The organism is Cyclobacterium sp. 10D3-21 (assembly GCF_055809755.1).
Genome location: NZ_CM147924.1, coordinates 4,346,373 through 4,373,237 on the forward strand (window position 1 = coordinate 4,346,373; position 26,865 = coordinate 4,373,237).

General features: G+C 40.4%; 15 protein-coding genes. 2 read left to right on the forward strand and 13 right to left on the reverse strand.

What is annotated here, in order from left to right; genetic code table 11:
- Positions 1-2: 2 nt before the first annotated feature.
- The 9 genes from AC0L7T_RS17005 to AC0L7T_RS17045 form a co-directional block, all read right to left on the reverse strand.
- Complete coding sequence (locus tag AC0L7T_RS17005) at positions 3-2,282, reverse strand: FAD-dependent oxidoreductase (protein WP_473336852.1); 2,280 nt, start codon at positions 2,280-2,282, stop codon at positions 3-5.
- A 22-nt stretch (positions 2,283-2,304) separates the two neighbouring features.
- The gene (locus AC0L7T_RS17010; RefSeq protein ID WP_473336854.1) at positions 2,305-3,984 is read right to left on the reverse strand and encodes a sodium:solute symporter family protein; all 1,680 of its coding nucleotides are present in this window, start codon (positions 3,982-3,984) and stop codon (positions 2,305-2,307) included.
- Between the two features lie 101 nt (positions 3,985-4,085).
- The gene (locus AC0L7T_RS17015) at positions 4,086-5,522 is read right to left on the reverse strand and encodes a sulfatase family protein (RefSeq protein WP_473336856.1); all 1,437 of its coding nucleotides are present in this window, start codon (positions 5,520-5,522) and stop codon (positions 4,086-4,088) included.
- Between the two features lie 14 nt (positions 5,523-5,536).
- Positions 5,537-7,366 (reverse strand): FAD-dependent oxidoreductase, encoded by a 1,830-nt coding sequence (locus tag AC0L7T_RS17020; protein ID WP_473336858.1) that lies wholly within the window; start codon positions 7,364-7,366, stop codon positions 5,537-5,539.
- Positions 7,367-7,373: 7 nt separating this feature from the next.
- Positions 7,374-8,480, reverse strand: a complete 1,107-nt coding sequence (locus AC0L7T_RS17025; protein ID WP_473336860.1) for a hypothetical protein — start codon at positions 8,478-8,480, stop codon at positions 7,374-7,376.
- 20 nt (positions 8,481-8,500) lie between these two features.
- The gene (locus AC0L7T_RS17030) at positions 8,501-10,990 is read right to left on the reverse strand and encodes a hypothetical protein (protein WP_473336862.1); all 2,490 of its coding nucleotides are present in this window, start codon (positions 10,988-10,990) and stop codon (positions 8,501-8,503) included.
- A gap of 26 nt (positions 10,991-11,016) precedes the next feature.
- The gene (locus tag AC0L7T_RS17035) at positions 11,017-12,417 is read right to left on the reverse strand and encodes a sulfatase-like hydrolase/transferase (protein ID WP_473336863.1); all 1,401 of its coding nucleotides are present in this window, start codon (positions 12,415-12,417) and stop codon (positions 11,017-11,019) included.
- 170 nt (positions 12,418-12,587) lie between these two features.
- Positions 12,588-14,276 carry a RagB/SusD family nutrient uptake outer membrane protein gene (locus AC0L7T_RS17040; RefSeq protein WP_473336865.1) on the reverse strand — a complete coding sequence of 563 codons (1,689 nt, stop codon included), beginning with the start codon at positions 14,274-14,276 and terminating at the stop codon, positions 12,588-12,590.
- A 12-nt stretch (positions 14,277-14,288) separates the two neighbouring features.
- Positions 14,289-17,339, reverse strand: a complete 3,051-nt coding sequence (locus AC0L7T_RS17045) for a SusC/RagA family TonB-linked outer membrane protein (RefSeq protein ID WP_473336867.1) — start codon at positions 17,337-17,339, stop codon at positions 14,289-14,291.
- Between the two features lie 274 nt (positions 17,340-17,613).
- Between AC0L7T_RS17045 and AC0L7T_RS17050 the strand changes: the two genes are divergently transcribed.
- Entirely contained in the window at positions 17,614-18,627 is a 1,014-nt protein-coding gene (locus tag AC0L7T_RS17050) for a LacI family DNA-binding transcriptional regulator (RefSeq protein ID WP_473336869.1), read from the forward strand.
- Positions 18,628-19,826: 1,199 nt separating this feature from the next.
- On the opposite strand, the gene AC0L7T_RS17055 is transcribed toward AC0L7T_RS17050, so the two are convergent.
- The 3 genes from AC0L7T_RS17055 to AC0L7T_RS17065 all read right to left on the reverse strand — a co-directional run bounded on the left by AC0L7T_RS17055 (position 19,827) and on the right by AC0L7T_RS17065 (position 24,070).
- Positions 19,827-20,987, reverse strand: coding sequence for a 6-bladed beta-propeller (locus AC0L7T_RS17055; protein WP_473336871.1), 1,161 nt, complete (start codon positions 20,985-20,987; stop codon positions 19,827-19,829).
- A 309-nt stretch (positions 20,988-21,296) separates the two neighbouring features.
- Positions 21,297-22,466, reverse strand: coding sequence for a hypothetical protein (locus AC0L7T_RS17060; RefSeq protein WP_473336873.1), 1,170 nt, complete (start codon positions 22,464-22,466; stop codon positions 21,297-21,299).
- Between the two features lie 473 nt (positions 22,467-22,939).
- On the reverse strand, positions 22,940-24,070 hold the full coding sequence (locus tag AC0L7T_RS17065) for a DUF4221 family protein (RefSeq protein WP_473336875.1): 1,131 nt from the start codon (positions 24,068-24,070) through the stop codon (positions 22,940-22,942).
- 311 nt (positions 24,071-24,381) lie between these two features.
- On the opposite strand from AC0L7T_RS17065, the gene AC0L7T_RS17070 reads away from it, so the two are divergent.
- Complete coding sequence (locus tag AC0L7T_RS17070) at positions 24,382-25,794, forward strand: sulfatase (RefSeq protein ID WP_473336877.1); 1,413 nt, start codon at positions 24,382-24,384, stop codon at positions 25,792-25,794.
- On the opposite strand, the gene AC0L7T_RS17075 is transcribed toward AC0L7T_RS17070, so the two are convergent.
- Complete coding sequence (locus AC0L7T_RS17075; RefSeq protein ID WP_473336879.1) at positions 25,791-26,555, reverse strand: glycerophosphodiester phosphodiesterase family protein; 765 nt, start codon at positions 26,553-26,555, stop codon at positions 25,791-25,793. The genes AC0L7T_RS17070 and AC0L7T_RS17075 overlap by 4 nt on opposite strands.
- Positions 26,556-26,865 lie beyond the last annotated feature (310 nt).

Consider the following 26,865-nt stretch of genomic DNA (forward strand, 5'->3'; position numbering starts at 1 on the left):
ATTTACAAACATACTATTCCAAATAGGGCCACCGGAACATGCGCATTTTGCCGCTTAAATGTAAGCAACAGCTTGTCCGTTTGTACCGGGATTTTAAATTTAATTGTTACTACCGTTTGGTGGTTGTCCTGGATTTTTGCCAAGACTTTTCCACTACCATCACTCACTTGAATGTCTTTTACACAAAAAGGGATTTCCGATTCAGGATGTCCCATCAAGGTAGACTCCAAAGCATGGTCAAAATCAGTATCGAAATACACACTTAAACTATTAATAATCTGAAGCTTACCCCAAAACATCTCAATGGTAGGTTCGGCATCATTTAAGGCTGCTGCCCAAGCATTTGTACCCACTGTGGGTCGGAAAATTCCATTCACTAAGAAATTTGTTGAATACGGGTCAATGGCTTCTGTAAACTCGAATGCCAGGTTGTGCCCTTCTGGCCTTCTTTCAGGCAACCAAAAATCAAATGCCTCAATACCAATACCTTTAGGAGGATCCTGTCGGCTAGAGGTGGCTACTGCTTTATTGAATTTTTGAAAGACTGACAATAGACCTGTAGCCCTGGTTTGACTGCTTCTGATAGACACCTTTTCATTGACTGAAAAGGCTACAAAATAATATTCTGTTTTATCTATATTAACCTGTAAATCAACTGTTAAATACTGTTCACCTAAAGTTAATTCAAACTCTTTTTCGACCAAAATGATCTCCGGACTGAAATTGCCCTTCTTCTCACTTTTCAACAGCGACACCACTATTTTTGTGTTTTCGGTAGCCTTAAATTGGAATTTCATGGCTGGAATCTTTCCAGAAGCAAGGGGTAACATTTGTGCGGCTGCAAAGGTCAGGGATTTCCACGGACCATCAAAGGCCAAGCCCGACAATCGCATGGTAGATGAGGCGGAAATTTCTGCGTCCTGAGCCAAGTCTTCTTTCAGCCTGAGCACATGATTGGGGATGTACTGTCCTTGTAAAACCAAGCTGTCTTTTAGTGCTTCTACCCTACCCTCTTTTAGGATTTCTGAAGGAGAAATTTGCTGCTGTTTACAGAGCACTGCAGCCATGGCCACGGCCTGTGCATTATGGGCACAAGTGGCCATTACCCGACTCGAACCAAAGGCCACATGACTGGCACTAATTATCCTTCCGGTCAAAAATAAATTACTGATATTTTTGCTGTACATGGTCCGGTAAGGAATCTGATAAACGCCCTTGGTATGCCACTGTGTACAGCCGGGTTTTTCTCCATAAACGCCATCTGCAGGATGAAGGTCAAGGGCCCATCCTCCAAAAGAAACCGCATCGTCAAAACTGCGTTGTTCCACCAAATCTTTTTGGGACAGAATATAATCTCCTTCAAATCTTCTGCTTTCTCTTTTGCCTGGAATTGTCCCTACCCATTCCAAAGTATGGTTGGCCACTTCAGGGTTTTCCCCTGAATTTTTCAGGTGATTCCAGATACCATAGATCACCCGCCACAGTTCCCACTTAATCGTTTCCGATTCATGAATTGTATCTTTTCTTCCCCCAAACTCTACCCACCAAAGTCTACAGCCATGGTCTTTCAAATTGAAAGATTTGAACCTTGGCAATTGGGAGATTTCCGTATTGGCATAACTCGGAGGAACAAAACGAACAGGCTTGCCTGTGTCTTTGCTGTAAAAGTAAAGGCTGTGCCCCAAGAGCTCTCCATATTGGTGATCTGGTGCAAAGGCTTCATCAAATTCATCCGCGGATTCGGCACCCATTCGAAAAGCTGCCCCAGCCATAAAACTCATGATACCATCTCCTGATCCGTCCACAAATAAGGGTGCCTTGAGATTGTATTGAATTGAGTTTTGACTACAAAATGCCAACACATGATCAATTTCATCCGGGCTTTTCTTTTCCAAATCGTACATGGCCGTATTCAAAAGCAAGCGGATATTTGGTAGTTCCGTAACTTTCTCGATAAGAATGGTATCCAATATCAATGGATTCCCCTCTGGGTTCCTATAAAGGTTCTCCAACAAAATTTCATCCACTACCCCACCTTCCCTGGCCCATCGATTGTTATTGCCCATATGGGAGGTTGCACCCAAGATCCATAGCCTCACTTCTGAAGAACCATTGCCACCGAGAACGGGCCTGTCTTGCACCAATACAACATTTAGGCCCTCTCTTGCTGCCGTAATCGCGCAACAAGTTCCTGCAAGTCCTCCACCTACTATTACCAGATCTGAAGTAATCGATTCGATTTTTAAAGACCGCTTTTCCTTAGTAAAATTTTCTTTAATCATTAAGATATACTGAATTCACGTTTTATTTTAGAACCTGAGCTTTGGCCTTACTGCTTGCATAACGCACAGCATAGGTTCCCAAAGCAAGGATTAATAATCCCATTATGAAGAGGTAAACTCCACCTCCTCCTCCCCACAAACCAAGGGCAAAAAACAATAAAGCAATACTGATAAATGCCCAACCCATTACCTTATAACCATAGGTATTTTGATTTTGACCTGAATTTAAACTTTCAGTCAATTCTTCTTGTGTTGGCTGGGCTTTAAGCGCATACCGCTGGTATTGGGCACTTTCAATGTTTTTATTCATAGCGTACAGCTCGTAAATAGCCAACAGGACTATGGGCAAAAAGACGCCAACAATCATTTCACTGCTTCGACCCAGTGAAAAGGACAACAAGGTTGGTGACACGAATTTAAAAAACACGTTGATCACCAGACTTACACTTGTAACTACTAGAATAGAATTACCCGTTTGCCTTTTGGAAAATAATCCCCAAATAGCTGGGGCATACAAGGCACCACCAGTTACCGCCCCTATACTCAAGACCACTTCAACAATTCCACCGGCCAATGGCACCATAAAAGCCACTCCAATGGTGCCCAGCCCAAATAGCAAGGTTGCCAGTCTAGCCACTTTCATTAGGGTCTTATGGCTTGCTTTAGGATAAAGGGGTTGGTAGACATCATTTGTCAATACCGCTGCTGCCAGGTTGAGGGAAGTATTCACAGAACTGGCAGTGGCAAAGATCATTCCTCCTAACATAAGCCCAAGCATCCCAACAGGGAGTACGCTCATGCACATCCTCAGGTAGGCCCCCTCAGTTTCCAAACCTACCAAACTTGGGTCAAGCACCCGGTAGATCATAGGAGGTAACATCCAAATCAAAGGACTTATCAGGTACAATATACCAAAGAGATAGCCTACCTTACTCGCTGAGGCTGTATCCTTCACGGAGGTATAACGCTGTACATAAGCCCAGTTTCCTCCAATAAAAATGGTGTTGTAACCTACGAAGGCCAGTATAAACCAAAAGGTATATTCTCCATTAAAAATATTAAAAAACGTATCTGGCGCTTCGGCTATAAATTGATTTATGCCTCCTACCTTCTCCAGAGAAAGGGGTAAAACGATCAAGACGGCTGCAGTAAGAATCACAAATTGGAGCACATCTGTGACGATAACTGCCCAAAGCCCTCCTACAGCTGTATAGATCATAATCATACCCCCTAAAAGCAAGATGGCATAGTAGATGTCAAAACCTGTCACCACATTTAGGATCTTGGCTACAGGGTAAAGAAAAGCACCCGTATAGCCCAGAGATAGCACCAGAAAAATAAAGGTATAATATTGTTGGATCTTTTTACCAAACCTGTCGGTAAGGTAAGCTGCGACAGTGATCGACCGGGTTTGCTTCCATTTAGGAGCAAGGTATTTACCGATCAAAAACCCACTGATACACATGGCCATCTGTATGGTAATGGCTACCCAGCCCCATTCATAAGCAATGGAACCCCAAACTACAAAGGTACCTGCAGAGAAAAAGCTCATAAAAAGTGATAAGCCACTGATGGACCAGGGAACTGCACCACCAGCAGCAAAAAAGGATTTCATATCTCCTCCCTGCTTCCCAAAGGACAATCCTGCTCCAAGAATAATAATAGTGAAAACAAATATGGTCAGGTAGTCTAATTGATGCATAATGATGTAAAGGGCTATAGGTAAACGGTGGTAGATTAATGAAAACAGTTAATTTTTTAAGTTTTAATCTGGATCATCAATTCATAAAACTTCTTGAAATGTTAGTCTATCATAATTGGTCCAGGATGATTGATTAAATGTGCTAAAGTGGCATCTCCCGGCATTTCTCTGCGTTCCCATTCCAATAAGGTGCCATCTAATGTGGCTTTGTGAGGCGTGGGATTATTGGGGATATTATCCCCGGTTTGGTTGGTCCAAGACGTAAGTAAAAGCCTCATTTGATTCAATACTGCCTTATTTTCAGATGCATAGCGCACATTATTAAGATTATGCGGATCATTTATGGTATTATACAGTTCTTCGGCTGGCTGTGGCAATAAAGTGATCAACGACTGGGCAGGAGTCAATTTGCCCTCTTCATGCTTTTCCCACAATTCTTTTGCTGCAGGAAAACCATGCGGATCAGACTCTCCAGAAAGGTTCCTTTTGTAAGGCCAGTTGTTTCTTATGTAAATCCAATCCCCCATCCGTACCATTCTTTCATGCATGCTGTACCGGTGCCAGTTACGTTCAGCAAAGGCTACTTCGCGGATAATGACCTCATGGTCTTGAAGTACCTTGGAGAAACTTACTCCCTGAATGGTTTCAGGAATGCTTAATCCAGCAAGTTCCAGAATCGTAGCAGATACATCTATGGCACTTACAAGGGCGTTGGTTCTTCCTTTATTGACTTTAGGTCCTGCAATTACCAAAGGTGTCTGTATACCATTTTTATACAAGTAGGTTTTACTTCGGGGAAAAGGCCTGCCATTGTCGGTTAGAAAGATGAGGTAAGTATTGTCCAATATACCTTGTGCCTCCAATTCATCCAGAACAATTCCTACATAATGATCTAGTCGGCTGATTTCATGATAATATCCTGTGAGGTCTTGGCGGGTAAGTGGCCCGTCGTACATATAGGGTTGTACTTCCACCTGAGTGGGAAGATATGTACGTGCCTTGTCATTGAACTGCCAATCCCTGTGGGCATCATGAGAAGCCATCCAGAAAAAAAATGGTTGGTTTTTGGGTCTGTTTTGCAAATGGGACAGCCAATTTTCGCTTCCAGCAGGCTTGCTGTCTGAATGTTCTGCAAACCCCAATTGATTGGGAGGGGCCATGTGGTTCTTACCTGATAAAACCGTATGGTATCCAGCTTTTTTTAACTCCTGGACAAATGTCTTTTGACTGGTTGGCAGTTCAACATGAATTTCAGGCGCCCCAGTATTGTGTGGGTATCGTCCGGTAATCATTGATATTCTACTCGGCGAGCAGGAACTTGTGGTCAAATAGGCATTGTCAAATACCAACCCCATCATCGCCAGCCTTTGCAGGTTAGGCGTATCAATTGATTGATTTCCATAGATACTAAGGTCCTCTGCAGATATATCATCCGTCAGGATAAATACAAAATTTGGAGGACTGGTATCTGCCGAAACCTCCATTGCCCCCAGCAACAGCAACAATGATAAAAGGATTGGTATTTTAAAATAATTCATCTTTGAGATTGCCTTTATTTATTTGGCAATGTTGGGTAGTTGTAAATATTCAAAGGCGATTCTATGATGCTCATAAACTCTTCAAGGTGCCGCGTATATACTTCTCTAGGACTGGCATTGTTCTTTTTAGCCACGTAAGCTGCATAACCAACAGCCTCTCCCATCATGCCACAAGTTCGCATCACTCGCGTACTGCCAAATGCTACATGCGTAGTGCTTATGTTTCTTCCTGCCATGTACAAATTGTCAATATTACGAGAATACAAGCAACGGTAAGGTATGGTATAAGGCTTCACCCTAATGTGTTTGGTCGCAGCAAAGAATTCCTCTCCCTCGAAGTATTTGGAGTTTTTGGCATCAGGAAAATGAAGGTCAATGGTCCAGGTAGCAGTTACACTTCCATCAGGATACATCACCCCGTCTTGAATATCCATTTGTGTCAAAACATGGTCTCCCATCAATCTCCTTGACTCTCTTTTTCCTCCAATATAAGATACCCAGGCCAATTCATTATTTTTGTACTTCTCGGCTTTCTCTTTTTTCAGATAAGACCAGTTCCCATAAATTGCACGAAGGTTATGGTCCCTGATTTGTTCAGCTTCATAAATCGTATTGAAATTGCCAAAGCCAGTCTCCCACTGCCAATCGGCTTTGTGCTCATCTATATGGTATTCATCTGAGAACTGAAGTGCCCATGGCGTTTCTGGGAAATCAGAAATGTATTCTTTTTCAAGGGAAGCCCATAAATTAGAGGTCCCTAAAGTAAAATCATCCGCTGTCTCAGCAGCCAGCGATTCACCGGTTTCTTCCTTACTTTCACGTCCCATTCTGTATTCTGCACCTGCAAGGTATCCCAATGTACCATCTCCTGTACAGTCGGAAAAATAGGTGCTTTCAAAACGGTATTCCTGATTGGTAGCAATATCCCGGCCTACAACTGCCTTGATGCTATTGCCATCCATTTCAACTTCATACACATGGGTATTGAGGTGGAGCGAGATATTTGGCTCAGCCCTTACAATTTCAAGCTTTCTGTCATCCCCATACCTTTTTTCGTCAGGATTTCCATTGCCTGGATCACCATTGTCCAATTCCCTAACAATTCGCCCTAATTTAGGGTAGTGATTCACATCTACTCTCCCCATGAGGTGCACCCTGATTTCAGAGCTATTGTTTCCTCCCAATACAGGCCTGTTTTGAATTAACGCTACTTTTAATCCCATTCTAGCGGCAGATATGGCAGCAGTAGTACCTGCAATGCCACCACCAACAACTACCAAATCAAATTTCCCTATCTCCTCGGGACCATCGGTTAATCCCAACAATTCCTTGCGTAGTGTCAAGAGTTTTTGGTTGTCATTGGTAGGTTTGTCTGCTTTGGAAGTTGAGAAATAAATGGCATCGAATCTTCCATTGAATCCTGAAAGATCCTTGGCGGTAAGGGAATTCTCCCCTTGCTTCATTTCAACGGATCCGGCATAGTACCAGTCCCAATCCAAAATACCACTCTGTCCAAAAACCTGCTCAATTTCGGTATTATTGACCGTCAGTTTAAAAGCGCCTGGTCCTGTGGGATATGGTGCCCAATCTTTTGTCCTTACCCATATATGGTAGGTGCCTCCCTTTTGAAAATTCACCTGCGTACTTGCATCCTCCACCACACGTCCCATTCCATGGGCCATCAGGTAGGAACTGTACAATACATCAAAGGATTGTTGGTCAATGACCCAGCCTCCAGTATTTTCAAACGATTCTGCTTCCACCAAAACCCTGTTCTGGGCTTGTGACGGGTTTATTTGGGTAAAGCCCAGCAGCAGGCCAAAGATCCATAATATACGTTTCATTTCAGGTTTATTTATTTTGAGTGTACAATTGTTTTTTTACTTTTTTGTCTAATTTTTCCTGACTTTCCAGAAGTTCAATCATTTCCGTCTCCCATTTTCCTGCCTGAAGGTATTCTAAAGCCAGAAATTGTTGGGCTTCGTTAAGGTTTGACTGGTTTTGGAGCACAGCTAACATTTTCCTCTGCTGTGCTGGATTGGCTTCATTCAATCCAATTAACAGTTTGTTTTGAATTTCAGGGTACAAAGTCAGTTCCTTTATCTTGTCAAGCATATCCATTTGCAAGCGGTATTGACTATTTTCCATGGTTTCCCAAAGCCATACTTGTCTTTCTAAAGTAGTTAAAACTTCTAGTGGAAGGACCTTTATTAAATGGGCCGCCAGGAAAATATTATCGCTTTGCAATATTTGTAACATTGCAGCAGCAGTTTTTTCATCTTCTTGTAAGTCTTTGGCCAAGACCATTTCAATGGCCCAATACTGATAAGGATAATGGCCACTTTCCAGAAATTTAAGCCACTGTTCTTCGGTGGAATTTTCGGTGGTATAAGCCTTAGCAATAGCTGCCATGTCCCCATGTGCCAAATGCCACAAGGTATAACAAGAGTATACCGCACCATAAATCACTTCATTTTTTATGGTTTTAAGGGTCGCACCCGTCACTGCATCCACTCCATTGGCTGCTGCTGTCTGGGTGCCTCCTACGAGCTCTTCAATTTTATAGTCTTTTAGTAGGGACCTCTCATTGCTAAGGATTTCCTGTAATTTGTCATGATCAGCAACATCAAAAGGAACATGATCCAATTTGGTCAGTAATTCACCCTCTGGAACGTCATACCTTTGATAATTGCCCAGCAAGTCCCAATAAAAGTTCACATAAACCGGGTAGCACTCGTTGGTATGACAAACTGGAGTAAAGATTTCTGCCATGTAGCCCTCTGGCTGACCATTGTCATCTTCCAATAGAAACATGTCATAGCGCAGAGAATCCGTTTCCAGACTTTCGATCAAAACCTTATTGCTCAACTTTACATTGCCATGGAATCCAGCAAGGGTCAAGGTGAGAACCAATAAGGTTAAACCACGAGTCAAGTATTTTGAATGATATTCAATCATGCCTATTGTGTTTCTAAAGCTTACTTGTAGGTGAACTGAGCAGTTGCTTTGCAGTTTTGGTTGCCTACCAATCGTACCCATCTTGCCTCAATGCCATCAGGAAATTGTTCCACATGCTTTTTACCTGCAGGTACCGTTACTTCTTTCCAATCCATCCAAGGACCATGTCCTATAGGCTCCATCTGAATGGTGAACGTAACATCTTCATCCGAATCGTGAGTAAGTTCAAGAGAACGATTGTCATAAAATGCAAAAAGATATGGATCAGATGGCGTTCCAGCTTTAATTGCTGAATTGGCCCATGGACCGCCTTTACCCACAGGTTTCCCTAACTGCCATAAATCGTCTATTGCTCCTGTCCAAACAGCTACTTCGCCATCATCAGACACCACTATATGTTCGTTGGAAGTTGCTGCTTCAGGGTCAACTCCTGTTAACAATAGCATTCCCCTGTAAGAAGCATAATCATTGATTTTTAACTGATGGGAAGCCACCGGTCTGATTTTAGCATAACCGTCAGCATTTTCTGCAGGCAATTCATAGAAGGTACCGTGGCAATTGAACAAATCCCTTTCGGTAGCGACCTCTCTACAGATACGAAGGTTACCAGCCATTGAAGGCTCGGTATAAAGCTCGTTGCCTTTTGGTAAACGCCACCTTCTGCCCTTGTCATCAATAACCAGCACTGAAGCTTCATCCACTTCAAACACATTTTTAGGAATCTGAAAATTGTCATTGATAAACTGCTGGGTAGTGGGATCCTCCACTTTTACCAATTGGAATTTATCGTCCATTTCATAATAGCCCAGGTCTGTAGGTTTCCCTTCTTTATAAGACTTGGCAACCAAGCCTAACTTTCTCCTATCATCTCCCAAACCATACAAGAAGCCACCTGTAAAATCATTTTGCTCAATGGTATTGACTCCTTTAAAAATCCCTGTTTGCATAGCTTTCCTGGTTTCAGGATTGGCAAAAGCCATGTGGGCCGTAGCTATGGTATTTTGATTGGCCGTTAATCGAATCCATTCACCACTTGTGTTTTGATCAAAATACTTTCTTGTACTCTCTCCTGCTTTCACTTCCACCTCATCCGTGGTTTCCCAATTGCCATCCCCTTTGGCATCAATTTCAATAGTAAAAATCACAACGGATTTACCTTCATTTTTTATCCAAAGGTTTCTGTTATTCCAACCGGCAAAAAGCATGGGATCGGAGGCAACTTTTGCGGTCACTTCTTCATTGAGCCATAATGCACCATTGGCAGTATTGGGTCCCAATTCATCAGGCAGGTCCATACTACCAAACCATAAATTGGAATTGGACTGGCCGGGACCTTGAATATTTCCTTTGGCACTTCTTTTATTCAAAAATTCCTTGTTGGCAGAATCATCTGTCCCAAATACCAACCCATCATTCCAACGGGTAAAGTCTCCTACAACTTTCAAGTAAGCGGATCTTGGTCGAATTCCTGCGGTACTTCCTTCTTTAAAACTTTCAGGAAACTTCCAAAACATACCATGCATTGTCATTAGATAGTCCGGCTCACCTTCTTTTCCTACGTTTCTAATTCTAGGCCATTCAGTATTCCAACCATGTGCGCCATCATAACTGTGACTGGCTTTGGGAAGGCGATAAAATGACCAACCTTTTTCCGCATCTCTGGAAGCAAGGATAACCGACTTATGGTCCCATCCGGTTGCCCAAATCGGATCTGTTTCTGGATTGGCATTGCCATAAATCCCTCCCGGGCCAGTTACTTCTACGAACTGGTTTCTTCGCACAAGTTTCCAATCCTTGCCATCCCACTCAGAAAGTGAACCCGCTTCTATATCAAACTGCTCCAATGCTTTACTTCCTGACTCTCCATTGTTTGAGTAAACAGTAACGCCTTGTCCTGAATAATACCCTTTCCCGTGGGCACCTTTCAGTAAGCTACCTGCAGGGTTGGTATCTGTGTCGTCTTTTTTCTTACTGCGAATATTTCCATCCTCATAGAATTGTTTGACGGACAAATCATGCACATCTACCTCATAGAAACCTTCCTCCATGCTGGCATAATAAATCTTATTGGCGGGATCTGTCAAATGTCTGGCATTTCCTGTATGTCTTCCAGGCATATCTGTATAAGGAATTGTCCTTACATCACCGTTTTTACCGATGGCATAGGGGCCTATAAACAATTGTTCACTTTCTTTGTGAATCATCCTATTGGCCGGGGTGCCCCCAATACTTTCAGGCCTGATTTGCATGTTTAGGTCTTGATCGATCTCATAAAGCTTATCAGAAGAACCCAAGGGTAGATGAGGCCCATAAGTGATCACCCACAATTTATCTGCCCAAGGCACCACGGCACCTGTTCCGCATTCTCCTTCATTGTTATAATAGGCCAAATGAGGGTAAATACCACTAATAGATGGATAGGTTATTTTGGTAGCCGATTCCTTAGGTTGACAAGCTGAGGTCACCAGGATTATAAGCATTAACAGGTAAAGAAAATTACTTTTTAACATATCAATTTCTCAAGTCTGGGTAAAGTTTATTGTTGTAGAACTGTTTTTTTATGTTCGCTTATTAATTTTTGTGCTTCGCTGACCTTTGACATTATTTTTTCCGATCCCATTAAATTAATCAATTCGAGCGAATCCGCCTTTTGGTCATAAAATTCCCGAAAAATAACCTTTTCCAAGTTACTGTTTTCGAAAGTTTCAATATACCTAAAATCTTTGTTGATTACTGTTAGGTTCGGTAAAGCGCCACCATAGGTGCCCAGGCCTTCATAGACAAAAGAACTTCTCCAATTCACCGTTTCCTGCTTTAAAAGTGGTAATAGGCTCTTGCCATGGAGATTATTTGGAAGTTGAACTCCTGCCATCTCTAAAATGGTAGGCGCAATGTCAATATTAACAACCATTTGATCCAAATCCAAAGGTTGAAGGTTGGGGCCAATTACAAATAAAGGCACCCTCGTAGAAGGCCGATAAGGCAATACCTTACTGGTAAAACCATGCTCTCCAAGCATCCAACCATTGTCACTCATGAAAAACACGTAGGTATTTTCTTTTAAACCCAGTTCCTCTATGGTTTGAAACAACAAGCCCAGGTATTCATCCATTTCCGTAATTACAGCATAATAATCCCGGGTGTGTTTTTGTATCGCTTTTTCATCTGGGTACCCATATACTTTTGCCTGGCTGAGGTTCCTTACGGATGTAAGGTATTCTGGCTTATCTGACAAGTTATCCAGGCGGTTTGCTGGCACTGGCATTTCAGAAACTTCATACTTCTCCTTGGTCTCATTCCGCGCATCCCATATTAAATCACCGTTCATATGAGGCAATTGGGTATTGTGGAAAAGGAAAAAGGGAGCCTCTTTTTTTGCAGCCTCTTTAATAAAGTCTACAGACCTTTCAGCACAATAGAGGTCACAGTGTTCTTCTACTTTCCTTATATTTCCCTCATCGTTGATTTGTCTTCCATAATAGGTGCCATTGCTCTTAAAAAACACAGAAAAGTCAAACCCGGCGGCTTTTGGCTCTTTTCCAATATGCCATTTCCCTGACATTCCAGTTTGGTACCCTACATCTTTTAAATATTGGGCGATTGTAATTTCACCAGCATTGAGGTCACTACCCAATTCCAAAACCCCATTGGCACTGCCATATCTTCCCGTGAGGAGAGAGGCCCTGCTGGGACTGCACAAGGAAAAAACAACATTGGCTTGATTGAACCTAACGCTTTTTGAAGCCAGGCGATCCAACATTGGCGTAATGATTTGCTGATTTCCATTGAATCCTACTCCATCAAATCGCAGATCATCTGCATAGATAAAGATGATGTTAGGACGAGTGTCTTTTGTGGTTGATTGGGCCAAAGTTCCCAAAGGTTGAACAAACAAGGCCATACATCCTATATACCATGAAAATACATATTTCTTCATTTTTTGAAAATCAAACATTTGACACCCAATCAAATTTTAAACCTGGATTCGGAAATCTTAACCATTAAAGGTTGGAAAGAACTTTCATTTTATTTTGTCCTATAAAAAGGATCCGGACAGGGGAATTACAGTCCACCTGACCGGATTTTTATGCTTTTCCTAAAGACAGATTAATAGCCCGGATTTTGGTCCAGATTGCTATTGATCAAAATCTCTTTTGAAGGGATTGGCCAAAGGTATTGTTTTGGCGCTTCAAATTGTCTTATGGCCAAACGCTTGACGAGGCCTGCATCGTACATAGGTGAAAGATCGGCTACTCCATCTTCATCTATTTCAGGAGTGACAGAAAAAAACCAAAGGTTTTGATCGACTATTTTTTCTTTTAACTCTGCCACATCCAGCATGCCATACACATCTCTATTGAGAACCTTTTCTGCAATTTTCCAACGGATGATATCACTGTACCTGATGCCTTCAAAACCAAATTCCATTCTTCTTTCAGTCCTTAATATGGTTCTTAACGCCGCTTGGTCAGTGGTCGTTATGGCAGGATATTCCGTTACCTGACCCATGTCTACACCGTAGGCTCTTGCCCTAACCCTATTCATGGCCTCATGCACACTGGCATCTATTTCGCCCAACTCTATTTTTGCTTCAGCATACATAAGCAATACATCTGCATAGCGCATCAATATTTCATCATTTTCTGCAGCATAATTTAACAACCACTGGTCATCGACTCCTTTTTTTCGCATCAATCCATTGAAAGACGCAAAAGCAGCTACTGAACGGGTATCATTATTGGTTTGGTAGCTTCCAGTACTGAAATTCATGACCTGAGTAGAATCAGGATGGGGTTGGTAGATGAAATTGAGATGTCTCGATTGAAATGGAACGATAGTTGCCCCACACCTTGGATCCCGGTTTTCAAATGGATTTCTTGGATCGTATAAGGGAGATTCATCTATTGGTAACCCATCCGTACATAAATAAGCATGTAATAAGTCCCATGAAGGAGCATAAGCCGCTCCCCAACCTCCAACATTCCTGGGAAGAAAGTTCCTAACAGACCAGGTAACATTCAAAGACCTGGACCTTGGCATGGCAAATATCACCTCACTTGGATTTCTTGTTTCAGTGAGAAATAACTCCTCATAATCTGGATACAACTCATGTACACCCAGATCCATACAGGCTTTAGCAGCATCTCTTGCAATGGCATAATCTCCCATTTGCATGGCAAATCGGGCTTTCATGGCATAAGCCGCTCCTTTGGTTGCCAGCTTGTTTTCAGATGAGCCATATGCTTCAGGAAGCAAACTTGCTGCGGTATCAAAATCCTGGTAAACAGCTTCCTTTATCGTGTTCTTATCCGTCCGGCCCATGGTAAAAGCCTCTTCCAAACTCAAAATATCCGTGGAATAGATAACGTCTCCAAAATAAAAGACCAATTCTCCATATTTAGCTGCACGTACAAAATGAGCATTCCCTGTAAATTTATCAATGGTGGCCTGTGGAACGGTTCCTTGAATTTTATCCATATTGAGCAATAGGGTATTTGATCGGGCAATTACTTTATAGGTATTTGCCCAAACGGTGTTTAAGGTCCCCCATTCTCCATTGATCGTAGCATTGGTAACAGGCGTTAGCGCCTCTCTATTGGTAAAGTCATCGGTCCAGGCATCTTCATAGCCCTGCCAAAACACAGATCTAAAGATATCATTGACTGACATTTCAACTTCTGTGGCATTGGAATACCAGGCTTCACTTGAACCTTCAGATAGTGGATTTAAATCCAGATCAGCACAGCCAACCATTCCTACCAAAAGCGTGGAATATATTATTGATTTTAATTTCATGGTAAAGTTGGTTTAAAATTGAACAGAAACACCCATTAGGAAAGAAGAGGTAATCGGGTAACCTGTAATAGAAACCTCTGGATCCCAACCTTGAGGATAATTGTCAACGGTCAGTAAATCTGAAGCATTGCCATAAACCCTGATGTTTTGCATGCCAAGTCTTTCAGCCACACTTATTGGAAGGGTATACCCTAGTGAAATGTTTTTCAATCTAAAATAGCCACCATTGATCATCCAATAGTCTGACATGGCATAATTATTTGACTGGCTATTACGGGTTAACCTGGGGTAACCAACATTTTCATTTTCTGTTGGCGTATTGTAAGTGCTCCAATAATTCCCATCAAGTATTTGAGGTACAGATCCCCAGTTTTCTACGATTGGTTCCACCATCAATCCTGATAAACGGCTATTCTGTTTGCCGATCCCCTGGATAACAAGCCCAAAGTCAAAATTTCTGAAATCCAATTGTATATTGCCGCCATACATAAACCTTGGCATACTGCCTCCCAATAAGGTTCGATCGTACTCTGGGGAAATTTTACCATCAGGTTCACCATTTGGCCCGCTGATGTCCAGATATTTCACATCACCCGGTTTTACATTGGCATTCATTACCGGAGAATTGTCTACTTCCTCTTGCGTTTGGAACAGCCCCTGAGATACATAACCATACCACTCGTCGAACTCCGATCCTTGTTTTCTCACCTGACTTCCTAAGAACTGAATTCCTCCCAAGTCACCCATTACAGATTTGAAATCCGAGAGGTTGAAACTAACACTGTATCCAAGTTCATTGATATCATCCGCCCAGCCAAGATCAAATTCCCAACCTTTGGTATTCATCTTGCCCGTATTTTGGTCAGGATTGTCAAAGCCTATATAATCTGGAATTTCCAAAGGCAACAACATGTCTCTGGTGGTCTTGTTGAAATATTCACCCGAAACCCTCAATCGATAGTTGAGAAAATTTGCATCTACTCCTATATTGTAAGAAGTGGTCTTTTCCCAGGATATATTAGGGATGGCATATTGCCATTGGGCAGAGGACTGTGAAGACACTACATTGGAACCCTGATGAAACAATACATTACTGAAACCAATGGTAGACTGATAGGGATAATTTCCAATTCGTTCGTTGCCAAGGGTGCCATAAGAACCTCTGATTTTAAGGAAGGAAATGGCCTCATTGGACTTCAAGAAGTCTTCTTCAGAAAGCACCCAGCCAGCAGAAAAGGATGGGAAAGAACCCCAACGGTAATCACTAGCAAAACGAGAAGAGGCATCGTACCTCAAATTTCCCTGAAGGAAATACTTGCTGTCATAATTGTAGGAAAAGCGACCAAACCAGGAGTTATATGCATTTTCATAGGCACTGCCTCCATTGCCTCTAAACTCAAGTGGCCCTAAGTTTAGGTAAGGGTAATTGTCCAATAAAAACTGGTCTCTAGAGGCAGAAAGCCCTTCATTAAAAGACTGAAAACTTTCATTTCCAGCCAATACATTCAAGGTATGCTTGCCAAAAACCTTGTCGTAATTCAATAACAATTGGGTGGTCAATTGCTGATTGTCGTTTCTGGTTTCGCTCAAACTAGTAGAATTGGCCCATTGAAGATTCCCTAGTGTTACAGTAGGGTCATCCCATGCCGTATAGCTCACTTTTTTCTGAAAGTTTTTGCCCTTGTCAAAACCAAAGTTTGGAGAAGCAATGGCAGAAATTTTTAAGCCTTTGGTGATTTCATAATTCAAGCCCAAACGGCCTCCAACCTGGTTTTCCCAATTTTGACGGGAGCCACCATATTTTAATTGCCCATAAATATTGGCTCCAGTCTTGCCTTCACCAACCCTGCCATCCTGCCACTCTGCAGCATAAACAGGTGCAGATATATTCATCATATAGATAGGGTCCATACTGGGTTGATTTAGGATTTCCCTTCTAAGAAAAACATCTGCTGTAAAACCAAGTTTATCTGTGATATTGCCATCCGTGTTGACTCTGGCAGTAAATCTTTCGAAAGTTCTTCCTTCATACAATGCATCAAATTTATCATATACAAAAGAAGCTTTGGTCCGAATGGCATCGGTACCTCCAGAAATATCTAGCGAATGACGTTGTCTAGGCGCACTTTTTTTCAATATTAGGCCAACCCAATCCGTATTTGGATACAAATCAGGATTTGAAGCATTCAGGTCCATGTAATTGTCCACCATGTCTTTAGGATACAATGGATATTCATTTCCATCATTTCCATTGTCATTCCATCTCAATTCGTTTACCATCTCCATGTACCGCGTTACGTCCACGTACTCTGGTATTCTAGTGGGTACTTCAGTACCATACTCAAAATTATAATTTAGGCTTAACTCTCCTTTTTTAGCCCTTTTGGTCGTCACCAAAATAACACCTGCAGCAGCTCGTGACCCATATATGGATGCCGAAGCCGCATCTTTTAATACCGATATACTTTCGATGTCATTGGGATTGATATGATCAATGCTATTTACAGGCACCCCATCCATAATTATAAGGGGATTGCTATCCCCTATCGTAGTAATGCCTCGAATTCGGATATTGGCCGATGAACCTGGAGCAGAGTTGTTCCGAGTAACCATTACGCCAGAAACCTGACCTTGCAAGGCCTGTGAAACATTTGCTGTCCTTCTGTTGGCCAAATCCCTGCCTCCAATGGTAGCAACTGCTCCCGTTAAGTCAGATTTTTTCTGGGTGCCATAGCCCACTACTACTACTTCACCGAGGTCAGAAATTTCGGATAGTAGTTTAACATCAATCTTGTCTTGATTGCCAACTGTGATTTCCTGGTTTTTAAATCCCAAGAAGGAGAAAACCAAAACTGTTTGTGCACCAGGTACACTAAGTTGGTAATTACCGTCAATATCTGTAACAGTTCCCTGATTGGTACCCTTTGCAAGGATACTTACCCCCGGAATGGGTAGATCAGTGTCATCGGTGACAGTACCTTTTACCTGCACCGATTGTCCAAAAGAATTCCCTAAACCCAGCAACAAAGCCAGACATAGGAATAAAAGTAGTTTTCTTGTCATTTTAGGTTATTTTTAGGTTAACATACCAAAGTGGTTAAGCCACAAAGGATCGAAATTAAATTCTAAGCTACGGATATTTAACAATCATTATCATCATTTTTTTATCAATTTTTAGTTTTTTGTATTGTAACCGTTTTCGACAACGTTATCATTTAGGAAAAAGGCAATAAAACATTACTTTTATTGAAAAATCATAAATTGACCTTTACCCAGAAATAATATAATTAATTACTTAGTTAGCTAGTTTTCATACAATACCCAAATCCCATAATACATGACAAAATCAATTACAATAAAGGATATAGCAGAAAAATTAAATGTCTCCATCGCCACTGTATCACGGGCATTAAGAGGTTCTACTGAAATAAAGAAGGAAACCAAAAAGGCGGTTCTGGAGATGGCCAAAGAAATGGATTACCATCCAAACCTCTTGGCCAGTAGCCTTAGTAGTAAGAAATCAAAGATAATCGGCGTGGTGGTACCGACCATCAACAGGTACTTTTGGTCCAATTCTATTTCTGGGATTGAAAACATCGCCTATAAGGAAGGCTATAAAGTGATGATTTTTCAATCAGGGGAATCCTATACCAAAGAAGTAGAGATCGTGGAAACCCTGGCCAATAGCAGGGTAGACGGGATTATTATTGCTTTCTCTAAGGAGACCAAAGACTTTATACATGTACAGCATGTGATAGAAAGAGGCATTCCAGTCGTAATGCTGGAAAGAACCTGCCAAAACTTAAATGCCTCAAAAGTGAGCACGGATGATAAAAATGGTGCGCACATCATCACTAAGCATTTGATAGATAAAGGAAGAAGCAAAATTGCTTATATCTGTGGTCCGATTTCTTTAATGGTTTGTAGGGATAGGTTAGCAGGTTACCAAGAAGCGTTGAAAGAGGCAGGTTTACCCTTTAAGCAAGAGTATTTGGTGGAAGTTGAGGATTTTAGATTTGAGCAGGCGGGGCAAGCCTTGGAAAAACTATGGAACTTGCCAATCAAACCAGACGGGGTCGTTTGTTTTGCCGACGTTCTGGCTATAGGCACCATACATGCTGCCCATAATCTTGGCATTAAAATTCCAGAACAGCTATCGGTTGCGGGTTTTGGAGACGATGAAACCAGTCGTTTTATCAGCCCTGCCATCACTACCATGTCCCAGCCTTCTTTTGAAATGGGAGAATTGGCAGCCCAAATCATTTTGGAGGAGATCGAACTTTCGGGGGAGTCATGCCCTATTAGGACAGAAATAATAAAACCAGAAATCATTATTAGGGAGAGTACGTGAGTAATGCATTTACGTTGAATTTCTTTTTCTCGCTAAGGCGCAGAGACGTAAAGGTAGTGAGGTTACTTCTTTTGAATACCTGTGCCTTTAATTAGTTATTGTAGATTTTTAGGCTTTTGTTTTACCTAGTCATAAAATCTTTTTCTCTGCGACTTTGCGGCTCTGCGTGAAATCAATTTCTCGCTAAGGCGCAGAGACGCAAAGAAGGAAATGAAAAATATTTTGAATATATGAGCCTTTGATCAGTTATTTTAAGGTTTTATTTTATTTAAAGAGTAAAAAAAATTCTTTGCGACTTCGCGGCTCTGCGTGAAATTAATCTCTCGCTAAGGCGCTAAGACGCAAAGGTGGTTGGGGTACTTATTTTGAATACTTGTGTCTTTGATCAGTTAGTCTAGGGTTTTAGTGTCCTGTTTTAACTATAGTCAATAAATTTTTCTCTGCGACTTTGCGGCTCTGCGTGCAATCAATCTCTCGCTAAGGCGCTAAGACGCAAAGGTGGTTGGGGTACTTATTTTGAATACTTGTGTCTTTGATCAGTTAGTCTAGGGTTTTAGTGTCCTTTTTTAACTATAGTCAATAAATTTTTCTCTGCGACTCTACGGCTCTGCGTGAAATCAATTTCTCGCTAAGGCGCAAAGGTGGTGAGGTTACTTATTTTGAATACTTATGCCTTTGGTCTGTTATTTTAGGGTTTTAGTGTCCTGTTTTAACTATAGTCAAAAAAAAATTCTTTGCGGCTTCGCGGCTTTGCGTGAAATCAATTTCTCGCTAAGGCGCTAAGGCGCAAAGGTGGTGAGGTTACTTATTTTGAATACTTATGCCTTTGGTCTGTTATTTTAGGGTTTTTTATTGTAGCTAAGGGTCAAAAAATATTTCTTTGCGACTTCGCGGCTCTGCGAGCAATCAATTTCTCGCTAAGGCGCAGAGACGCAAAGTGGGTAAGGAATAATTGTTTATACTTATTTTTATTATCAGGTATTATTGGGTTTGGTTTTAGTTAATGGCAATACACATTTTCTCTGCGGCTTTGCGGCTCTGCGTGAAACTCTTATCAAAAAACGGATGCGTTCATTTTTATTTGCTCGCTAAGGCGCAAAGACGCTAAGGCGTTGGGGTACTTATTTTTATTCCCCGCCCCATTAATTTGTCCATGCATTGGTAAATAAATTACTAGGATTGTGGAAATATTGTTGCTTTTATTGTTCTTCGGCTTTCAATGAATACATGGAATAGGTATGGAACTCCGGTTCCACATCTCCAGGATACCTGTCTCTAAAAAGAATACGGTTACCCGGAAGTGGTAATATCTCTGACATAGGATCAAAGGAAAGTGGAATACTGATTTCTTGAACCTGCTTGCCATCTTTAATCACGATGCCATGGTAAAGGGAAGGATCCATTAATGGGAAAAAGTTGGACTCTTTGGATTTGCGCACCTTGGTAGCTGCTTCAGAAAGCCCTTCAAAATACAAAATCAATTGGAGGTTTGGACTGAATTGAAACACTCCAATATTTTTGGCTTTTTTCGTCAAAGAAAAACTATCATGGTTAAAACTTGTTTTTTTCTTCAACTCAAATCCGTTAGCCATGTCATAAATGCCCATTTCGGTAGACCTTTCAAAGGTTAAATAAAGCAACTTTCCCTCCCTATCTAAAGCATAAATTGGTGTTGGATTTTTTTCCTTGTTTTTCTGATCCACTTCAAAATTTGGGAGCAACTCGGAATCAAATGGCAATACCCAGTCCAAATCCTGCTTTTGAGGGTTATACTGCTCTATTAAATATTTTGCCATCTCTCCTTCACTGCCACCCATGTTAATAACACCAGAGAAAAAATTTGTGAAAAAATAAGGAAGCGAATCATTGGATAGCCGATAATAAGGAACACTATATCGTGGTCCTGAATAAAAAATAATAGTTTGTGAAGAAGCAAAACGTGTTCTTTTTTCCACCTCCCACTCATCATTAAAGTTTAAAAACTCAAGCGAGCTTTGGGCTAAATAACCGTCTTCTTCCTGATTAAACGAAGCTGCGAGAAGGGTGGAGTTGTATTCATTGGGACCTTCCCCTTTTCTATAAATCGCTTCCAAAACCTTGCCCCTCTCATCCAAAACCAAAAATTCTTCTGTAACCTTATCTACTGCCAAATACCGACCATTATTGGTATTCACATCAAGAATCCTAATGTCAGTGTCCCTATGTATACGGATGGAGTCAACTTTTTCAAGGTAGTAATCAAGATTGATCTCCGATCCGGAATTCCTGTCTGAACTGCAGGCAATACAATAGAAGGCGATCGCTATGATCGCAGATTTTACAACTAAAAATTCGAACTTTCTTGTAACCAGTTTAGTCATGATAAAGAATTAATATTTTAATTTTTATTAATTGGTGTGAATTACTTCTCCAAAATGGATCTCTTTATTCTAGAATTGCAATCGAACAAAGCCCATCTCATCATTTATATTCCCATAAATCCAAATTTTCCCATCTTTGGAAAAATGTTTAGCTGGCTTTTTGTTCAATTGGGGAAACTGTTTTCTCCAATTTGATTAATTCCATCGTCAAATGCTGTTAAAAATACTTTTGCCTGGATACTTTCACCACTACTATTTTCTATCTCCTGATAGGAGAAGGGGAATAAACACTCTGCCTTCTGTTCCAACCTACTCAACCCCCTTCAACCCCACCCTAAAAAGCTGGAAATAATCCTTTTCCGCTTTTTCGTCAGGCTTTTCAAGCATCCAGAGTTCGCCATTACGCAGTAACATTTCCTCTGCCACTAAGCCTATTGGAACATAATCGTGTAACCGATTACCCAATGAATCAAAAATGGCAATTCTATTTGGATATTTTTTTTGCATTCGCGCTCTAAAAACCTTTGCCTCTTCTGATAATTTATTCATTAAACTCTGCTCTATATCCGCATTATTAAATCCTGGAAAATAGGCCACAACATAATATCCATTAATTTTTTTAATGGTTTCTATTCTTCCAGTACTATTACGCAAATGCATGAAGTTGGCGACGGAAGCGTAATCATTTCCACCTTTAAAATATTCATATTGCTCAAGATCAAGTGGAATTCTTTTAACTAATGAATAGGGAGGTATGCTTTTATAAGCATAAATAACTGGTTCTATGCCAAATGCTACATATATAAGGTCTTCCGAAACTGTGAAAATTGGTTTCCAGGAATTTCCAAAGAAATATTTTCCATTTCGAAAGATACTTTCCTCTGGGACCTGAAGAAAAGGTTCTTTCTCTCCTGTTTCAGGATCAAGCCAGGAGAGCAAATACAAATCCTTATAATGGTCATTTTCACGTGGGTTTACACCTTGGTAATCCTGTTCCTCAAAAATATAACGGTCCCCAATTTTTCCCATCCCAAACCGCATAGCAATGTGGCTGAATATTGGTGGTTGAAAATCATGGTGATCTACCTTGGATAAAAGCTTTCCTGAAAAATCATATCTTAATAATCCATTTGAACCATAGGCGAAAAATGAGCTGTCACTGTCAATCCTAAGGGTAGAAACAAGGCCACCGTAGCTATCAGGAAAATCCCCGGATTTTAAAAAGGAATTCAAAATGTTCCCCTCAAAATCCGCTACCATTATATCATTTGAGAACTCCATGAATTCCATAAAAAGTACCCTTTTTGATATTGGATCAATATCATGCACAATTGGGTTCCCCAAATAATCGATACGAATACTGTCAAGCTTTTCAAAAGTGATCGATTTAAGGCTGGTTTCGGCACTGTCCTGAATCTCCTTTGTTCCGCAGGAAGATAAACAGAGCATTAAAAGGAGGAAGGGTCCCAGGTATTTCATGGCTATTAGGGGTTTAAAAGAATAAAGAAAGCCTGAAATACAAATAATGACAATCTCTACATCATTTAACTAAGCTATTAATTTATTGATAATATTTAGAAAAACCCTATGCTTGGATTAAAAAAAATCGAATTTTTACACTGCTTAGGCCAAGGGCATAATAAAAATGGTGCTAACATTCCTTATTTTGGAATCTAACTTATGACGGTAGAGATTTTGTCAGTATTGTTGCAGAAAAAGCACCAATACCGTCAATATCATTTATAGTACATTCACTAAACCACGCTCTACACTCGTGGCTGGTATGTTAAGCCCTTCTGTGCTGATAAATTAGGAACAATTGACCTCATTCATGTATGATTACTAAGTCTAAAGAGTTAGATGAATTTACCTAATCGGATCCCCATTGTAAGTTATTGCAAGCGCAGAAAAATCAGCTTACTTGAGTATTTTAAAAAAGGTTGCTTAAAGAATTAAATATCAATAACGATAAAGCCCAACTCATCCGAAAAATTTTGAAAAACCCATAGTTTCCCATCTTTAGCAAAATACTTTACAAATTCAGAACTTAACTCTGGAATACCCACTTCAGATACCAGGTTAAAATCAGCATCAAAAACGGACAGGTAAACATTCACCTCCTGGATTTCGGGTCGCGATGAATGTTGCTCCCTATTGTCCGAGAAAATTCTCATGGCAGATAAACGGAGGTATCGTTTCTTTACCTCATCCCATACCGGCGGTCCAAACCTTACTTGTTCCAATAAGCTTTGATAGGCTTCTTCGACTTGTTCATTGGATGTAAAATTTCCACTAAGGTCTTTGGCACGCTTTGGCGTGCTTTTAGATTGATAATCGACGGTTTTCACATGCGCCCCTTCAGCATTGAAAAGGTAGATTTCATTTGAAAGTTGATGGCTAACCATGATAAAATCATTTTCAGACGAAAGGAAAACATAGGGATCAAGAAAAGTGTAGTATTCCGGATCATCTAACTTAAGCACGAAATTATGGTAGGACTTTTTAGAATCTATATCAAATCGCTCTACGGCATTATCTTTTACCGATAAAATGTCAAGCCAAATTTCACTCTTTCTGTTGTTATAGTTTAACCCAAATACCTTAAAGTCACTAGATCCAATACCCACTTCATTCCGTGGGATCTCTCCATATTTCATTCCCTTTGAATCTAAGGAATTTAACCAGTCCATTTTCTTTATTAAGTGTCCATTTTTATCGAACAGAGCAGACTTACTAAATGATTTGATGAAAATTAAATCATCTTTTAAAATATTAATAAAATTGACGTGCTCACCTGTTCCATTAGGCCCTTCCGCTTCGAATGGATAATTGTTCACAAACTCAAGCCTATTCAGGTTTACTTCATCAATTGAATGATCAAAGCTGTTAAACAAAAAAATCGAACTTTCTTCATCATTTAAATCAGATATTAACAGACTTTTATTGATGTCTAAAAGCCGATCCTTGGAATCAATGATTACGGTATCCACCGAATACGATACATCATGACTCCCCTGATCATTATTTTTGGATTGACAGCCAATCAATACGCCTACAATTAATAGAAAGGTTATTTGTCTCATATGATTCTAGGTTCTACTTAAACGCTTTAATAAGGTGAATACCCTGTGTGAAGACCCATTTCTAGGCGCTGCTATTTGTTTTATTGGTGCTTTAGTCAATTGAAAAACTATGCTATTATTAAGCTATCCTTCCATTAAATTTGTGGAGACACAATAATTACTAAAAATAACTCCTAGATTTAACCCTGGTCTAAGTTAGCAGAAAAGGAATACTGATGAATAAAAAAATTCGTGATTTCATAAATTTTTAACTTCTTTTAGCAACTACATTTAAACTGAAGCTATTCTTTACAAAAAATAAACCCATCCCAATGAATAAAGAATTAACCTTATCCTGCTTTCTGCTATTCTTTTCAATCCAGATTTTTGGGTATCAAAAAACAGAACCTAAAGACTTACCCAATCTCATTTTAATCAATGTGGATGACATGGGTTGGAGAGATACTGGTTTTATGGGCAGTCAATTCTATGAAACTCCAAATTTGGACCTTTTGGCATCAAAAGGAGTGATTTTTAATCAAGCTTACGCTGCAGCGGCCAATTGTGCTCCTAGCAGGGCTTGTATGATGAGTGGTGAGAACACGCCCCGCCATGGCGTATATACAGTGGCCAATTCCGATAGAGGGAAATCTGAAAACCGAAAGCTTGTTCCCACCGTCAATAATCCAACCATTGCTGATCATCACCTATTGTTCGCAGAATTACTGCAACAAAACGGTTATACCACCTGCCATGCAGGGAAATGGCACATCAGCAAAGACCCTTTGACCCGAGGATTTGATATAAATATCGGTGGCTCTGATGCAGGGAATCCTGGTAGCTATTATCCTCCTTACAAAAATGTACCTAGTATTCAGTCTACAAGCGATGATTACCTGACAGACCTGGTGGTGGACAAAACACTCGATTTTATAGCCAACCACCAAAAGCAACCTTTTTTTCTCAACTATTCCCCCTATGCTGTACATACCCCTATCCAACCGGTAGCTGGCTTGCTGGAGAAGTACCTAGGTAAATCACCTTCCAATGGTCAAAGCAACGCTAAATATGCTACCATGGTGGAGAATTTAGACCGTAATATAGGACTCCTGATAGATTTATTGCATGAAAAAGACATTTTTGACAACACCTTTATATTTTTCATTACCGACAATGGTGGCCTTTTCAAGGTAACCAAACAAAGGCCATTAAGGGCGGGAAAAGGAGCCTATTATGAAGGTGGAATCAGGGTACCTGCTTTTGCTGTCTGGCCGGGTAGAATAAGTCCGGGTCAAGTATCAGAGGTACCTATTACCAATCTTGATATCTTTCCAACCCTTCTGGAATTGACGGGAATTGCTAAACCAGAAAATAAAAATTTGGATGGGCTTAGTTTACTTGCCTTACTGACGGAGAACCAAAATCTACCGAAAAGGCCACTATTCTGGCACTTTCCTATTTACCTGGAGGGAGGCAATGAAGAGAGTCAGGATCCGGTGTTCAGAACACGACCCGGTTCTGCTATTCGATATGGAGACTGGAAACTCATTCAATACTTTGAAAACAATGTAATCGAGTTGTATAACCTTAAGGAAGACATTTCCGAAAGCAATAACCTGGTAAGTGAAAATCCGAAAAAGGTTGAAGAACTTTTAACCCTACTTGAGAATTGGCGAGAGAAAACAAATGCACCCATACCAAAAACCTTAAATCCTGATTTTATAGCTAAGAAGAGATCCAATTAAAAAAAAGTCTCATATATTGAATCAATTTGAAAATAGGTTACCCCCACTTGTTTTAGCTTGTCTATGGTTTCTTCTGGAGTTTCATTTTTCTTCTTATGCGCATAAGCCCATGTATTCACTGCCCCCACCACCATAACTGAGCGCTCCTTGGCCCAATTAAAATCCCCTGCTGGAATTGTGCCGGAAAAAAGATAATAATTGTTAGGGTTAAAGTCATTTCTTTTAACATTCTCTTTCAACTGATCTATAGAACAACTTAGTTTGATCTTTCCTGTAAAGTATTCAGTAGACGCCTCAGTACCTATCATCAAAGCCTCTTTTCTCATTTCATACTGGTCCATCAAGCTTATGATTTCATCGAAAGCCTTTTTCTCAAAACCCTGGATTTTATTGTCCACCATCACTTGAATTTTCCCTTCACAATGGGACAAAACTGTTTCTAACTTCAAGACCTTTTGACCTAAATCACCTGTTAATTCCTGAATTTCGTCCCAAGTCATTTCAGCTACCAGTCGGTCATCCCCATAATACCTAGTAAAGTTCTTGTCGTGGTGGGTGATCAGTGTTCCATCTTTGGTCAACCTCACATCCACCTCTACCATATAATAGCCTCTATTGATCGCCTCATCTATGGCCATCAAACTGTTTTCGGGGATTTGATTGTTTACTACTCCTCCCCTATGTGCTATCAATTGAATGGTGGAAGTAGATGCCGAAATTTCATGCTGAGCAAAAACCATCCTTGGGTAGGTATATGCCATTAAACAAAATAATAAATTGATAAATAAAATTTTCATAGGGTAGCTTGACAACATTTACTCAATTCATAGTTTATCCCAATATAATAGATTGTATAAGTAAATTTATACAGTAGCATGCTTTTTGTCTATATAGTTTATTTAGAAAAAGAAGCTACAGTTGGCTAAAGAACCAATGGCTTTTTAGCCATTTAAAATATAGGTATCAATAGAGAAAGGGAAAAAATACCAGTGAAAATTTAAACATTTCTTTCTGTCAGCAAAAACAAGTAATTTTAAGAAGTTTTTTACCAAACCTAACAAAATACATCTA

Excerpts from the sequence above, each read along its gene's own strand:
- AC0L7T_RS17040 (WP_473336865.1), bottom strand. The coding sequence starts at position 14,276 with ATGAAATTAAAATCAATAATATATTCCACGCTTTTGGTAGGAATGGTT.
- AC0L7T_RS17035 (WP_473336863.1), bottom strand. The coding sequence starts at position 12,417 with ATGAAGAAATATGTATTTTCATGGTATATAGGATGTATGGCCTTGTTT.
- AC0L7T_RS17010 (WP_473336854.1), bottom strand. The coding sequence starts at position 3,984 with ATGCATCAATTAGACTACCTGACCATATTTGTTTTCACTATTATTATT.
- AC0L7T_RS17075 (WP_473336879.1), bottom strand. The coding sequence starts at position 26,555 with ATGGCATATACCTACCCAAGGATGGTTTTTGCTCAGCATGAAATTTCG.
- AC0L7T_RS17030 (WP_473336862.1), bottom strand. The coding sequence starts at position 10,990 with ATGTTAAAAAGTAATTTTCTTTACCTGTTAATGCTTATAATCCTGGTG.
- AC0L7T_RS17055 (WP_473336871.1), bottom strand. The coding sequence starts at position 20,987 with ATGACTAAACTGGTTACAAGAAAGTTCGAATTTTTAGTTGTAAAATCT.
- AC0L7T_RS17045 (WP_473336867.1), bottom strand. The coding sequence starts at position 17,339 with ATGACAAGAAAACTACTTTTATTCCTATGTCTGGCTTTGTTGCTGGGT.
- AC0L7T_RS17070 (WP_473336877.1), top strand. The coding sequence starts at position 24,382 with ATGAATAAAGAATTAACCTTATCCTGCTTTCTGCTATTCTTTTCAATC.
- AC0L7T_RS17050 (WP_473336869.1), top strand. The coding sequence starts at position 17,614 with ATGACAAAATCAATTACAATAAAGGATATAGCAGAAAAATTAAATGTC.
- AC0L7T_RS17005 (WP_473336852.1), bottom strand. The coding sequence starts at position 2,282 with ATGATTAAAGAAAATTTTACTAAGGAAAAGCGGTCTTTAAAAATCGAA.
- AC0L7T_RS17015 (WP_473336856.1), bottom strand. The coding sequence starts at position 5,522 with ATGAATTATTTTAAAATACCAATCCTTTTATCATTGTTGCTGTTGCTG.
- AC0L7T_RS17025 (WP_473336860.1), bottom strand. The coding sequence starts at position 8,480 with ATGATTGAATATCATTCAAAATACTTGACTCGTGGTTTAACCTTATTG.
- AC0L7T_RS17020 (WP_473336858.1), bottom strand. The coding sequence starts at position 7,366 with ATGAAACGTATATTATGGATCTTTGGCCTGCTGCTGGGCTTTACCCAA.
- AC0L7T_RS17065 (WP_473336875.1), bottom strand. The coding sequence starts at position 24,070 with ATGAGACAAATAACCTTTCTATTAATTGTAGGCGTATTGATTGGCTGT.
- AC0L7T_RS17060 (WP_473336873.1), bottom strand. The coding sequence starts at position 22,466 with ATGAAATACCTGGGACCCTTCCTCCTTTTAATGCTCTGTTTATCTTCC.